General features: G+C 71.6%; 15 protein-coding genes and 2 pseudogenes. 16 read left to right on the top strand and 1 reads right to left on the bottom strand.

Features of this window, described 5'->3' with window-relative positions:
- Positions 1 to 695 precede the first annotated feature (695 nt).
- The 16 genes and pseudogenes from AC5WS8_RS36865 (at position 696) to AC5WS8_RS36790 (ending at position 11,856) form a co-directional block, all read left to right on the top strand.
- Positions 696 to 2,483: a type IV secretory system conjugative DNA transfer family protein gene (locus tag AC5WS8_RS36865; protein ID WP_496107845.1), complete on the top strand. Its 1,788-nt coding sequence runs from the start codon at positions 696 to 698 to the stop codon at positions 2,481 to 2,483.
- A gap of 242 nt (positions 2,484 to 2,725) precedes the next feature.
- Positions 2,726 to 2,971 (top strand): hypothetical protein, encoded by a 246-nt coding sequence (locus AC5WS8_RS36860; RefSeq protein WP_496107844.1) that lies wholly within the window; start codon positions 2,726 to 2,728, stop codon positions 2,969 to 2,971.
- Entirely contained in the window at positions 2,968 to 4,131 is a 1,164-nt protein-coding gene (locus AC5WS8_RS36855; protein WP_496107843.1) for a DnaB-like helicase N-terminal domain-containing protein, read from the top strand. The genes AC5WS8_RS36860 and AC5WS8_RS36855 overlap by 4 nt, the downstream gene beginning before the upstream one ends.
- 55 nt (positions 4,132 to 4,186) lie before the next feature.
- The gene (locus tag AC5WS8_RS36850) at positions 4,187 to 4,771 is read left to right on the top strand and encodes a hypothetical protein (protein WP_496107842.1); all 585 of its coding nucleotides are present in this window, start codon (positions 4,187 to 4,189) and stop codon (positions 4,769 to 4,771) included.
- Position 4,772: 1 nt separating this feature from the next.
- A pseudogene (locus AC5WS8_RS36845) lies at positions 4,773 to 4,955 on the top strand (hypothetical protein); the annotation flags it as partial.
- 115 nt (positions 4,956 to 5,070) lie between these two features.
- Positions 5,071 to 5,343: pseudogene (locus tag AC5WS8_RS36840) on the top strand (DNA cytosine methyltransferase); the annotation flags it as partial.
- A gap of 318 nt (positions 5,344 to 5,661) precedes the next feature.
- Complete coding sequence (locus AC5WS8_RS36835; protein ID WP_496107841.1) at positions 5,662 to 5,970, top strand: hypothetical protein; 309 nt, start codon at positions 5,662 to 5,664, stop codon at positions 5,968 to 5,970.
- 152 nt (positions 5,971 to 6,122) lie between these two features.
- Positions 6,123 to 6,719, top strand: coding sequence for a DUF4913 domain-containing protein (locus AC5WS8_RS36830; protein ID WP_496107840.1), 597 nt, complete (start codon positions 6,123 to 6,125; stop codon positions 6,717 to 6,719).
- Positions 6,716 to 7,483: a glycosyl hydrolase gene (locus AC5WS8_RS36825; protein ID WP_496107839.1), complete on the top strand. Its 768-nt coding sequence runs from the start codon at positions 6,716 to 6,718 to the stop codon at positions 7,481 to 7,483. Before AC5WS8_RS36830 ends, AC5WS8_RS36825 begins: the two co-directional genes overlap by 4 nt.
- Positions 7,480 to 7,968: a hypothetical protein gene (locus tag AC5WS8_RS36820; protein WP_496107838.1), complete on the top strand. Its 489-nt coding sequence runs from the start codon at positions 7,480 to 7,482 to the stop codon at positions 7,966 to 7,968. The genes AC5WS8_RS36825 and AC5WS8_RS36820 overlap by 4 nt, the downstream gene beginning before the upstream one ends.
- Positions 7,965 to 8,630 carry a hypothetical protein gene (locus tag AC5WS8_RS36815; RefSeq protein ID WP_496107837.1) on the top strand — a complete coding sequence of 222 codons (666 nt, stop codon included), beginning with the start codon at positions 7,965 to 7,967 and terminating at the stop codon, positions 8,628 to 8,630. Before AC5WS8_RS36820 ends, AC5WS8_RS36815 begins: the two co-directional genes overlap by 4 nt.
- Entirely contained in the window at positions 8,627 to 8,779 is a 153-nt protein-coding gene (locus AC5WS8_RS36810) for a hypothetical protein (RefSeq protein ID WP_496107836.1), read from the top strand. The genes AC5WS8_RS36815 and AC5WS8_RS36810 overlap by 4 nt, the downstream gene beginning before the upstream one ends.
- A gap of 22 nt (positions 8,780 to 8,801) precedes the next feature.
- The gene (locus AC5WS8_RS36805; RefSeq protein ID WP_496107835.1) at positions 8,802 to 9,347 is read left to right on the top strand and encodes a hypothetical protein; all 546 of its coding nucleotides are present in this window, start codon (positions 8,802 to 8,804) and stop codon (positions 9,345 to 9,347) included.
- Positions 9,348 to 9,396: 49 nt separating this feature from the next.
- Positions 9,397 to 10,233, top strand: coding sequence for a winged helix-turn-helix transcriptional regulator (locus AC5WS8_RS36800; RefSeq protein WP_496107834.1), 837 nt, complete (start codon positions 9,397 to 9,399; stop codon positions 10,231 to 10,233).
- Between the two features lie 172 nt (positions 10,234 to 10,405).
- Positions 10,406 to 11,296 carry an SPDY domain-containing protein gene (locus tag AC5WS8_RS36795; protein WP_496107847.1) on the top strand — a complete coding sequence of 297 codons (891 nt, stop codon included), beginning with the start codon at positions 10,406 to 10,408 and terminating at the stop codon, positions 11,294 to 11,296.
- A gap of 107 nt (positions 11,297 to 11,403) precedes the next feature.
- Positions 11,404 to 11,856, top strand: coding sequence for a hypothetical protein (locus AC5WS8_RS36790; RefSeq protein WP_496107833.1), 453 nt, complete (start codon positions 11,404 to 11,406; stop codon positions 11,854 to 11,856).
- A 4-nt stretch (positions 11,857 to 11,860) separates the two neighbouring features.
- On the opposite strand, the gene AC5WS8_RS36785 is transcribed toward AC5WS8_RS36790, so the two are convergent.
- Positions 11,861 to 12,244 carry a hypothetical protein gene (locus AC5WS8_RS36785; protein WP_496107832.1) on the bottom strand — a complete coding sequence of 128 codons (384 nt, stop codon included), beginning with the start codon at positions 12,242 to 12,244 and terminating at the stop codon, positions 11,861 to 11,863.
- Positions 12,245 to 12,265 lie beyond the last annotated feature (21 nt).

Below are 12,265 nucleotides of genomic sequence, written 5' to 3'. Positions count from 1 at the left end.
CCTGACGGCCCGATCACCCGGGCTTCCGTTCACCACTCCCCCTCGAGGTAGACGCCGTGATTGCCCACCTGCAACTCGCCAGCCACACCGCCGGTCTGCTCACGTATCTGTACGGTCCGGGCGAGCACGGCATCCCCCGCCTGATCGCGGGGGACGGCCACGGCGCCCCGATCGAGATGCTCGTCCAGTCCGAGGCGCCGGCCAGCGCATCCGCCGTCAGACCGGACCTTCGAGACATAGACACGGCTGGCCGCCGCCACCCGCATGCTGCGGGACGTCCAAGAGGAGCTGGAGGTCGCCGAGGGCGTGATCGCCGCGAGCCCTGCGGAACTCACCGACCCCAGGCACCGCGACGAGGTGCCTGCACTGCGGACCAGCGAACTGCTCAGCGACGTCTTCGGCGACGACGTGGGCGCGGATACCCAACCGTCCGCCGTCGAGAACCCGGATGCAGGCCGGCAGCGAGCCGCCGCGCTTCCTCCCTGCACGTCGCCATCCAGCGGACCGCGCCTTCCGCCGTCGCGACATCCGAACCCACCCACCAGCGCCCCACCGCCCCGGTCGCCACGCACCCGATGACCTCGGCCTGACCACCAACCGCCGTCCCCTGCCTCAACAGGAGCTGCCCCGATGACCAGCAGAAGAGTGCCGCGCGCCGCGCCTCGCCTTGTCCGCTCTTCCTCCTTGGATCCGCCATGCCCGCCCCGCGTACCAGCGCACCCTCGACCACCACCGGCTCCGACGCGCTTCTCTACCTCCTGTTCGGCGTCCTCGGCGCCGCAATGGCCTTCGGCTCCCTCGCCTGGCTGACCGGGAACCTCACCAACGCTTTCGTCGGCACCGGCTCCTGGGCGCCGTTCAAGGCCACCGACGCGCTGCTGCACCCCGGCGTGCTGTGGCCGCGTCTGAGCCCCACAGCTCTGCTGGTCGGCGCGCGGCTCGTCCCCGGGCTGGTCTCCGTCTGCCTCAGCATCACCGGCCTGGTTGTGTGGCTGCGGCTGCGCCGCGGTGCGAAGAACGGCCTCGCTCGCAAGCAGGATCTCGCCCCTTTGATGGGCAAGGAGATCACCGCCAAGGCGAAGAGCCTGCGGCCGAGCCTGTCCGGTCTCAAACCGAAGGAGGTCGCTCCCGCCGATCGCGGGATCCTCGTCGGCACGCACTCCCCGGGGCGAGCCGAGGTCCGCGCCTCCTGGGAGGACGTGATCGTCGCGATCATGGCCCCGCGTTCCGGCAAGACGTCCGGGCTGGCGATCCCCGCGATCCTCGCCGCTCCAGGCCCGGTACTGCTGACCTCGAACAAAGCGGCGAACGACGCCTTCAGCGCCACAGTAGACGCCCGCGCCGAGGTCGGCACGATCTGGACGCTCGACCCACAACAGATCGCCCACCACCCGCGCGAGATGTGGTGGGACATCCTGGCCGACGCCCGCGACCTGGCCGGGGCGAAACGCCTTGCTGGGCACTTCGTCGCCGCCAGCGTCGACGAATCCAGCGGCGCCGACTTCTGGTCCACCGCCGCGAGCAACACACTGGGCGCGCTGTTCCTGGCCGCCGCCAGCCACCGGCGCCCGATCACCGATGTCCTCGCCTGGCTCGCCTCCCCCGCTGACCGCACGCCGGTGGATCTGCTCACCGACGCCGGCCACGAGGCGGTCGCCGCCCAGCTCCAGGGCACCGTCAGCGGGGCCACGGAAACACGGGACGGCATCTACGAGACCGCGCGGCAGTACGCGAGCTGCCTGCTCGACCCGGACGTCGCCGCCTGGGTCACACCCGACAAGCACCTTCCCGAGTTCAAGCCCTCCGCGTTCGCCACCTCCCGCGACACGTTGTACCTGCTCAGCAAGGACGGCGGCGGCTCGGCATCCGCGATCATCGCGGCGGCGGCCGACGCGGTGATGCGCGCGGCCGTGGTCGTCGCCGAGCGCTCCGGCGGGCGGCTCGACCCACCCGCCCTGTGCGTCCTCGACGAGGCCGCCAACGTCTGCAAGATCTCCGATCTCCCGGACCTGTACAGCCACCTGGGCTCACGGGGCGTGATCCCGATGACGATCCTGCAGTCCTACCGGCAGGGCCAGCGGTGCTGGGGTGAGGCAGGCATGGACGCGCTCTGGTCCGCCGCCACGATCAAGATCATCGGAAGTGGCATCGACGACGCCGACTTCGCCGACCGTCTGAGCAGGCAGGTCGGCGACCACGACGTGCAGACCACGTCGGTGTCGACCAGCGACGGCGGCAAGTCCACCTCGGTGAGCATGCGCACCGAGCGGATCCTGCCCCCTGACGCGATCCGCGCGCTCCCCAAGGGCAGGGCCCTGTTGCTCGCCACCGGCATCCGGGTGGCCATGCTCGACCTGCGGCCCTGGTACAAGGAGCCCGCCGCCAAGGTGGTCGGTCCGGCCTCGGCCCGCGCGACGGAGGCCATCACCAAGCGGGCCATCGCCAAGTCCCTGGACCGCGACGATTTCGGGCTGTCGGCATGAGCGCTCCAACGCGTACCTGCACCGCAATCGCCGGTCTCTGGACCAGGCACCGATCGACCGGGTCACCGCCCATGAGTGGTCCGGACGTCAGGGCGACATCTTCGACGCGCTCGCGGACGCCGAACTGGAGAACGGCGATCCGGACGGCTGCTCGCCCCGGTCCTGCCGCTCCGGCGCCCCCGTCCAGGCCGATGCCGACCTCACGGCGTGACCCTCCCCTCTACCTATTCAGGAGTCCCCTCGTGTCCTCACGCACTCCGTCCTCCTCTCCGGCGCGCTCCGAACGCCTCGCCCGGTCACCGGCTGTCCGGCGCGGCGGCCAGTGGTGGCTGGTCACCGGTTCCGGCTCGATCCTCGCCACCGATCCGACGTACACCGGTGAGCTGGACCGCTTCGCCGCCGCGATGGCCGCCGCCGACCAGACCGTCGCCGATCTCCGCTCGCAGCAGGACGTCCCGCCGGCTTCCCACCCCGGGTGGCAGCGATGAACCCGCTGCTGAGTGCCGAGCAGGCAGTGCTCGGCTCGGTGCTGCTCGACCCCGATCAGCTCGCGCACCTGGAGTGGCTAGCGCCGCATCACTTTTACCGGCCTCTTCACAAGGCGCTGTTCGCCGCCCTGCGTAAGCTCCGGACCGACGGCCACCCCGCCGTGGCAACCAAGGGAGCGGTGCCGCTGTCCTGGGTCACCGACGCGGTCGACGAGGCCAGCCACCACGTCCGGGGGCTGACCGCGGCATACGCCCACACGCTGATCTCGGCCTGCCCGCGCCCCGAGCACGCCCCCGTGTACGGCCGGATGGTGCTGGAGGGAGCGATCCACCGCACCGTGACCGAGCACGCGATCCGCCTCCACCAGGCAGCCCGCGCGGACGCGCTCCAAGGCGAGGTGGAAGGAGCGCTGCACCATGCGGACGTCCTGGCCGAGGTGCTCGGTGACCTCGCGCGCCGCTGGGGGCCCGAACCCCGCCCAGTCGCCCCGGCCACACCGCCCGCCACAGCTCCCGTCGCACCGCCGCCGGGACGAGCGGAGCAGGTCGCCGAGGACGAGCAGTTCCTGCTGGCGGTCCTGGTCGAGCGGCCGAAGGCGATGGACGAGGTCGTCGGCTGGCTGCGACCAGGCGACTTCGCCGAACCCGCACACGGCCATATCTACCGCTGCCTAGCAGCGCTGCACCACCGCGGTGAGCCCATCGACCGGATTACCGCGCTGTGGGAAGCCCAGCGACGCGGTCTGCTGGCCGACGGAACACTGACCGTCGAACAGTTGACCGTCATCTGCGACGGCGTCGGCGCCGGCAGTGCCGAGTGGCTCGGCGGACAGATCATGCGCTCCTCCGTCGCCCGTACTGCCGCCGCCTCTGCCCGCGCCATCCGAGCCCTGGCTGAGAACGAGGCCCTGGCCCCCGGGAGGCTCATCAATCACGCTCTGCACGCCCTTGGGCCACTCGACGAAGTGCGCACCCGCTGGCAGACCGCGAACGGCCACCCCGCTCCGCCACCCGCCGTGCCGCCGACCGAGGGGCCGCCGACGGCCCGGGTCCACGCCGCCCTCGCCCGTAGCACACCACCGGCTGCACGGCCCTCGGAATGCCCAGGCCCTGCCTCCACGCCATCAGCCCCACGGCCGCCCTCACGCGCCCACGGCTGAACCGTCCTCGCCCACGAACCCAGCCCACCGACTGTCCCCACCTCTGGAACGCCCCGTGGACAACACCCCGCTCACCGACGCCTTGGCCCTGCGCGCCACGGCCTCCGCCTTCGACGCCCAGCGCGGCAAACTGCCGGTGCCGGGAGACCCCCACCGATCACCCGATGTCGTCGCCGTTGCACGCCAGATCTCCGAGCTCGGAAAGCTGGTCACCGATCTGGGCGACGCGGTCCTCTTCCGTGCCGCCGACAAGGACCAGGCGCCCCACACCGCTCGGGTGATCACCAACTTCGCCGCCGCCGTAGAGCCCGCGAGCGAAGCGGCTTCCGCCCTGGGAGCGGTGGCCCACCAGCTCGCCTTCCTGAACCAGACCGAGAGTCTGCGCGACCAGCCCGACGCCAGGGATGCCCGGGAGGCAGCAGTACGGGTGATGGAGGAAGCACTCGCAACCGCCTGCGCGGAACTGCACGACGGGGCCAACTCCCTGCACGCCGCATCGGCAACGGTCTCTCCCCCGTCCACACGGCTCCAGGCCGCCCGCAGCCGGTCCGCGACCACCGCGCATTCTCCGGGGCCCCCGCCGCCCAACGTCACCGCGACGGTGGCGGCCCTCGCGGACCGCATCACACGTGGCCGGTGACATGGAAACCACCACCTCGCGCATGCCGTTGATCGGCTCGCTCTGCTCGGGTTACGGCGGTCTGGACCTCGGGGTCCAGGCCGCGCTCGGCGGCACCGTGGCCTGGCACGCCGAGATCAACCCCGACGCCGCGCGCATCCTGGCCCGGCACTGGCCCGGCGTGCCCAATCTGGGGGACATCACCGCCGTCAGCTGGGCCAATGTGCCTCCGGTGTGTGTCCTGACGGCCGGCTTCCCTTGTCAAAGACGTCTCCGTCGCCGGCCGCCGGGCCGGACTCAACCCCCACACCCGCTCGGGGCTGTGGCTGCACGTCGCCCGTGCGGTCGAAGCCCTCCGCCCCTGCTTGGTGGTGATCGAGAATGTCCGAGGTCTCCTCACCTCGCCCGCCGGTTCCCCTGGCGACGTGGAATTCTGCCCGTGGTGTCTGGGAGACGACCCAACCCAGCCTCCTCTGCGGGCACTTGGTGCCGTACTCGGCTCCCTGGCCGATCTCCGGTACGACGCGAGGTGGCTCGTGCTTCGTGCCTCCGACGTCGGAGCCCCCCATCGTCGCGAGCGCACCTTCCTCACCGCCTGGCCCGCCAGGCACCCTGCTCAAGACCCCGACGAGCAACATCGGCAAGAACGGCGGCTCCCAGCACCCGTCGAAGAGGAAGAGCGGCGGCCACGGCCCGAACCTGGCCGACGAGGTGGAGTGGCTGCTGCCCACACCGAAGGCATCGGACGGGATCAAGGGCTCGCCGAACCAGCGGCACGGCAACGGGGACATGACGCTGCCGAGCGCGGCAGCGTCGCTGCTGCCCACCCCGAGGGCGAGCGACACCGGCACCCCGGGCCGCCGTCCGGGCAAGGGCTGGCGCCCGCCCCTGTCGGCGGTGGTCCTGCCACTGTGGGCGGAGGCAGCCCCGGAGGCGGAGGTACCGACGGGCGATGGGGAGCGTACGCCTCCGCCATCGCCCGGTGGGAGAACCTCACCCGCCCCGCGCCGGCGCCCACCGACGCTGCCGGACGCCTGCGCGCCGACTTCGTGGAGTGGATGCAGGGCCTGGCTCCCGGCTGGGTGACCGCCACTCCGGGACTCGGCCGACCGGCTCAGCTCACCGCGCTCGGCAACGGCGTCGTCCCCCAACAGGCTGCCCGAGCCGTGCAGTTGCTGGCACCGCATTTCCGGGGCTGCCCCCGCTGCACCGCGCCGTAGCGCCCCACTACCCGGTTTCCCCGGCCGCGCCAAATCGCGGAATCTCCGCATCCTCCTGCCCATGCCGACCTGCGAAGGGAGCACCGCCGTGACCTCCAGAAGAGCGCGCCGCACTTCGCCCCGCCCTGCTCGCTCACTCCCTTGGATCCGCCATGTCCGACCCCAGCAAGGCCACCCCCGAGCCCGAGCCGTTCCGTGTTCCCGACGGCGACCTCGACGATCTCGCCAGCACCCTCGCCAAGACCATGGCGGAGGTACGCCAGCACGGCGTCATCCTCGACCGCCTCGGCTCCGAGCCCGTCTCCACCCCTCAGCCCACTGCGGGCACCTCCGCCGCAGGCGCTGCCGGCGCCGACAAGGCCGCTGCCCCGGCCTCGGTGTTCATCCTCGCCCTGGGCGGCGAGGCGTACGCCGTCGAGCTGGCCGCTCTCAGCGACTGGGTGAACTACCTGTTCCTTCCCGTCTACGGACGGGAGATCAGCACTACCCGACCGTGGTGCGACCAGTGGCACGAGCACCCCGAGGCCGTTGCCCGGCTGCACGCGCTCTGGCTCGCGTGGCAGCAGCTCACCGACGCCGAGGCCGGCCTTTCCGGTCCCTCGACGTGGCACCGCGACCACCTCGACCAGGCCCTGGTTCATCTCCGGGCCCCCGACGGCCCCTTCGCCGCATGCACGACGAGCCCGACCCGGCCCAACCACCGCGTGCTGGCCACCCCGGCGCCCGAGCTGACGGGAGCCACCCAGTGATCGCCGAACCCGACTTCCGCCTCGCTGACTTCGAGCCTGCCGACGCCGCCTCCGAACTCGCCGAGAGCAGCGTCTGGGCCGGAGACCTGACCGTGCTGACCGAGCACCACACCACCCCGGAGGGGACGCACAGCTACCTCGTCGCCCACGACAGGTCGATGACCTGGGGCGTCCCCGGTGATCCGGCGCTCGTTGCCATCAAGATCACGCGGGACCTACGCGAGCGCACGTTCACCTTCGAGACCGCGAACCACGCCAGCCTGCCGTTCGCCCAGAACTGGCTGATCGAGCGTGGCTGCCCGCCCGAGCGGATCGCCCAGGCCAAAGGGGACTTCCTGAAGCCCGCCGACGATCTCACCCTCTGGGTCGACCGGCAGATCCGGGAGTCAGGCTCTCGTTACAAGGTCCTCGACAGCTGGACCTCGGACTACGCCCCGTCCGAGACCTGGACGTTGACCCGTGACTCCAGCGCCGCTCAGGCACCGATTCGTGTCTTCCTCGAAGAGGGGACCCCCGACGCCCACACGTACACGATGCGCGAGGGCGCCTTCGCCGACGAGGCCGCCGCCCGCCACTGGCTGGAAGACCGCGGCAGTCCGCTGCCGCAGCCTCCGGACTACCGAGGTGAGGCCGCCACCCGGCTGACCCGCGCCGCCCTCACCCGATCATCGGGTGCCTCCGCGATCCCGAAAGCCAGCCTCGACACGGGCAACGCGCCGTCGGCAGGAACGGGGCAGCGCCCGACCCCCCGGAGGCCGATGTGAGCCGCGCCCGCTTCGCCTTCGCCGCCCACCCGGACGCCATCGCGGACCTGCGCCAACTCCCCGACGAGATCCGCGACCTGGCGCTGCTGGAACTGCAGAACCTGGTCCACGGCAGCGACGACTGCCTGCCGCTGACCGGCCGCCTCGCTGGCTTCCACAAGGTCTACGTCGACCCGGCCGTCTCCTACCGGATGGTCATCCAGTTCCGCCCGGCCCCGCCCACCTCGACCCACAAGCGCGAGATCTACCTCGTCGCGGCCGGTGCCCGGGAGGACTACGCGGTCTACCGCACGGCCCAGCTCCGCACCAACCGCACCGGCCTCAACCGGCACGAGGTCACCGACGCGGCGGCCGAGGCCCGAGTCCAGGCGGCCCGGTCCCGATCCCCCCACGCGATCGACCCGACCGCGTCCCTCCCGGCCACCGCACCGGCGGCAGCCAGCCCCGCCGCCCCGGCCGCCGCCCGAAAGGCCTCCATGCGATGACCGCCGCCCGTGCGTCCCTCGACCGCACCGAACTGGCCGGGCTGCTCACCGACGCAGCGCGGAGCGTCTCGGAGGTCCTGACGACCGAGTACCCCACCTCCGCCGGCCGCTCCTACCTGCATCCCGTCCTCGGCGCGCTGTCCGCCGGTCCCCGAGTGGTCCGCGAACTGAACGACCGTCTCGAAGAGTTCGTCGTCGAGGAGCCGCTGCCTTCCACCCCCGCCGGTCTGTTCACCCTGGCGTCCTACGCTTCCGCGCTCGGCTGGCTCACCGAGTCCCTCGCCGAGCTGACCGCCTCCGTGGACCAAATCTGCACGCGCGTCAGCATCCCCGCCGAGCCGCCGGACCCGGCCTTCGTCGCGTCGCCAACGGACCAGGACGACGAGATCGACTTCGCGTTCAGCGCGCTGGAGTTGGCCGCCATCCGCACGGCCGCCAAGGCTGCCGACCTCAGCCCCGGCGACTACGTCGAGGTGCTCTCTCGGTCCCTGCTCGCCGCCTCCCGGATCACCGACGCCTGCATGGAGATCTCCAGCGGCCTCCTCGAAGACGCCGCGTACGTCCTCGGCGAGGCAACCGACCATGTCTGCATCGGACAGGGCCCCGACAGCCTGCCCACCCTGGTGCGCTCCCTGCTCGCACGGATGGACGCTGCCGAATGAACCCCCATGACATTGCGAAGCGGCCCGGCGCGCACCTGGTCGCCGAGGAGTTCTACGTCGAGAACCCCTTGGCGCTGAGCAACGACCAACCGCCCCGCGACCCGTGTTCCCCCGCCGGCACGACCGCCAAGCCCTCCCGCTCCCGCTGAAATCCCCGGAAGGAAGACCTCCATGTCCACCGTGATCTACACCCGCCACCTGGTCGAACACCGGTACGGCCGCCCGCTGGAGTACCTCCAGCGCCACAGCACGCATGGCGGTTCGGGAGATCCCGTTCTGCCCATCGTGCTGCGGCGGCTCGACGGCCTGGCCTCGACGAACGCCCATGCCCGTGCTGCCCGCCGCAATCTCGACGCGGCCTGGCAGCGCTGCCGCTCCGGCGAACACGCCCTCGACGACCTCGTGCTGCGGTACGCGGCCGAAGTCGTGGACCTCGAACGCCGGGAGCAGTCGGAAGCCGAGGCAGTCTGGGACCTGCTGGACGTCCGCCTCCTCCTGGACCAGCCTGCCGCACGCCGGCCTTTGGCCGCCCGGCGAACCGGCCCCGCGCCGGGCGATGAGGACCTCATAGCCGTAGCCCGCCAGGTCGCCGCCCGTCTGCCCCGGCTCAACCGCGAAGCCTTGCGCCAAGGCCTGCACGCCCGCGGCATCCACGTCAGCAACCGCCGCCTCGGCACGGTGCTCCAGCGTCTCCGCGCCGAGCGCGACCTTGACTGATCCGCACCCCGCCGCCCGATTCACCCCTCGTCATAACGGAGTTACCGCCATGTCCGCCCCCGCACAACCCGCAACCTCCCAGATCGGCTTCGTCGACGCCCGGCGCGTCGAGGACGCACTGTCCCTGATAGCGCCGAAGTGGACCACCTGGTCGGCACAGACCCTGGCCCAGCATGGCGGCCCCATGCGTGTGCGTGATGTCGCCGCCCGCCTCCCCTTCATCAGCGAGCAGCTCGTCGGCAAGCGGCTGGCCCAGATGCACAATGACGGGCTGGTGACCCGAGCCGGTGATCGCCACAGTGCCCCGTACCAGCTCAGCGGGTTCGGCAACGCACTGTCCCCGGTACACCGGGCGCTGTTCGACTGGTCCCACGCGCACCTGCCGCTCGGCAAGGTGGCCGGTGCGGAGCGCGTCGAGGACGCTGTGCGCCGACTGCACCTTCGCCACTCGACCGACGTGATCCAGGTCCTCGACGCGGGCGGGCCCATGCGGTTCGTCCACATCGCCGAACAGGCAGGACTGGACAACGGCTTCACCCGGCAGCGCCTGATTCGGCTTCAGCTCGACGGCCTGGTCACCCGCACAGGACCGCGCCACGGCGATCCGTACGTCCTGACCGCGGCCGGGCGGGCGCTGGGCCCGGTCTACGCAGCCGTAGAGCACTGGAGCAACCCCGTCGCCGCACCGCGTCCCGCCCCTATCCGGGTCACGGCGGCCACGCGCACCCACACTGGCATCCCTCTGGGGTCGGACGGCATCCGTACCTCAGCGGCCCTGCGGCGGAGCACCGCCGCGCCCAGCTCCCTGTTCAGCCACGCTCTGCAGCCACAACCGCGGGTGCCGGTAGCCGTGGCCGCTCAGTCGGCCTCCTCCCGGGGCCGGTGATCCGGGCGGCACTGAGAGCCAGCCGCTTCACGCCGTTGCCACGGCGCCCCCGTGCAGTCCAGCCGTTCGTTCCTCCGCGCACGCGGGCGCGTTCCCCCTACACCTCGGAGTCCCGACCGTGAACACCCAGCCCTACGACCAGCATCCCTATCAAGAGGTACTGGTCAGCCCCATGTACCTGGCCGGCTCCAACGGGACCGGGGACGCTGGCTTCGCCCCTGTCAGTCACTGGCCGCACCACTATCTCGACGAGGGCCCCTGCCAGCTCCTCGTCACCTCGCCCGACCAGCGAATACGGATCGGCTGGTTCGGCGACGACTTCGAACTGTGGAAGATCACCGCCGCCGAGGACGCCGTCTCCGCACCCCGCTGGACGGCAACCTTCAACCACGTCACCCCGGCCGAGATCGTCGCCGGGCTCACCAGCGCTCTGGCCCGCGACTACGCCGAAGCCGAGGTCACCGAAGGCAACGGACGCTTCTTGACGAGCCCGTCGTTGTACTGGGCTGATGCCGTCCGGCCGCTGACCGATGCCGGCTGGACCCGCGACGGGGCGGCCGAGCGCGGCACTGTCGAGATCATCGCCCCCGACGGCCAAGCAGGCGTTCTAATCGACAACCGCCTCTCTGACTGGGACGACGAAACCATCAGGCTGTGGGCCGGTCCTCCGGGTTGGGGCAGGCGCGCGGAAGCGGCCTTCACAGCCCGCACCCCGACCCACCTGGTCGCGGCGACCGCAGCCGCCATGTCGGACTCATCCCCGGCGATTCGTGAGCGGCACCAGATCAACCGCAAGGTGGAGCACCTGGTCACGCTGGCCCCGGTCGGCCAAGCCGCCGATCCTCAGATCTCTCGTGCTCCGACGCCACTCGACGTGCGCCGCACCGCTGTCGCCCAGGCCGTCCACCGCGCCGCACGCGCCCCGCAGACAGCAGCCGACCTCCGCGTGGTGGCCGCTCGCAGTCGCACCGCGACTTCGGCACAGAATCTCTCGGGCAACCTCGCACACGCAGCCGCGGCCAGGCCGCCGGCCAGCCCGTCGGTTGCACGGCACAGCCGCTGACTCCCGCTCCCATCCCCTCCGAGACGTCGCCTCTGACCGAAGCAGCACCTCCGAATACCGGGAGTTCCGCCATGCCCGACGCCACCGCACTCGATCAGGCTACAGCCATGATCGAGAAAGCCTGGGCCGCCCCCATCGACGTGCTGGAGAACCTCGCGGTCCGCCGCCCTGTCGAGGACCCTCTCCTCCGCTCGGCGATGCATATCCGATCGAGCCTCGTCGTCTCGAACAACGCGGTCGCCGTCCACCAGGACCGCTTGCACGCCCTCACCCGGGGCGGTCATGTGCCGGCCTTCCACGACCTGGAGCGGATCACCAGCTCGGCGGTGGACCTGCGCGTCGCGCAGGCCGAGAGCCGCATCGCCCTGCAGGCGATCAGCCACGTGATCGAGGCCCGCGAAGCCGCTGTGACCGCCGACCGGGCACCGTCGCTCAGCCTGGCCCAGGCCGCTGTCGCCCGCTCCGCGCACGCGCGGCGTGCCCTGGGCCAACCACCGGACCAGCCCGCCCCGTCGGCCGCTGTCCGCCCCACGGTGGCCACGACCGGGCCCGGACGGTAACCGGTCAGCGGGAGTCTTCGTCGCGATGGGCCGCGCCGAACCGGGAGTCCATCGCGCGGGCCAGCTCCACCCACGTCAGCTCGACGCGCCGCCCGTCCGCGATCCGACGCTCCACCACGGCTTCCCCGTCATGCTGCCCCCGGGCCTGGATGCCCACGGCCCACTGACCGTCGGCCACCATCGCTATGTCGCCCACTGTCCACGGCCGCCCTGCGCCACGGATCTTGCTCTCCAGCCCGGCACCGTCCCAGTGTCTGCTCGACTCCGCCACGGCCTGCCCCTTCTGCTCTGTACGGCCCTGTGCCGCAACCGGGTTACGACAACCGGTCGCGCCGATCCATTCCCCGGCCCGCTGGCCTCCGCCCTCCTCGACGGCCAGTTCGCCCACGGCAGACCTCACCTTCCCGGA

It is taken from the genome of Streptomyces sp. PTL18 (assembly GCF_059510295.1).
This window is presented reverse-complemented; position numbering and strand designations above follow the sequence as displayed.

Bases quoted from the DNA above. Each gene is read 5' to 3' on its own strand.
- AC5WS8_RS36855 (WP_496107843.1), top strand. From the start codon at position 2,968: ATGAACCCGCTGCTGAGTGCCGAGCAGGCAGTGCTCGGCTCGGTGCTG.
- AC5WS8_RS36805 (WP_496107835.1), top strand. From the start codon at position 8,802: ATGTCCACCGTGATCTACACCCGCCACCTGGTCGAACACCGGTACGGC.
- AC5WS8_RS36830 (WP_496107840.1), top strand. From the start codon at position 6,123: ATGTCCGACCCCAGCAAGGCCACCCCCGAGCCCGAGCCGTTCCGTGTT.
- AC5WS8_RS36800 (WP_496107834.1), top strand. From the start codon at position 9,397: ATGTCCGCCCCCGCACAACCCGCAACCTCCCAGATCGGCTTCGTCGAC.
- AC5WS8_RS36810 (WP_496107836.1), top strand. From the start codon at position 8,627: ATGAACCCCCATGACATTGCGAAGCGGCCCGGCGCGCACCTGGTCGCC.
- AC5WS8_RS36865 (WP_496107845.1), top strand. From the start codon at position 696: ATGCCCGCCCCGCGTACCAGCGCACCCTCGACCACCACCGGCTCCGAC.
- AC5WS8_RS36795 (WP_496107847.1), top strand. From the start codon at position 10,406: ATGTACCTGGCCGGCTCCAACGGGACCGGGGACGCTGGCTTCGCCCCT.
- AC5WS8_RS36790 (WP_496107833.1), top strand. From the start codon at position 11,404: ATGATCGAGAAAGCCTGGGCCGCCCCCATCGACGTGCTGGAGAACCTC.
- AC5WS8_RS36815 (WP_496107837.1), top strand. From the start codon at position 7,965: ATGACCGCCGCCCGTGCGTCCCTCGACCGCACCGAACTGGCCGGGCTG.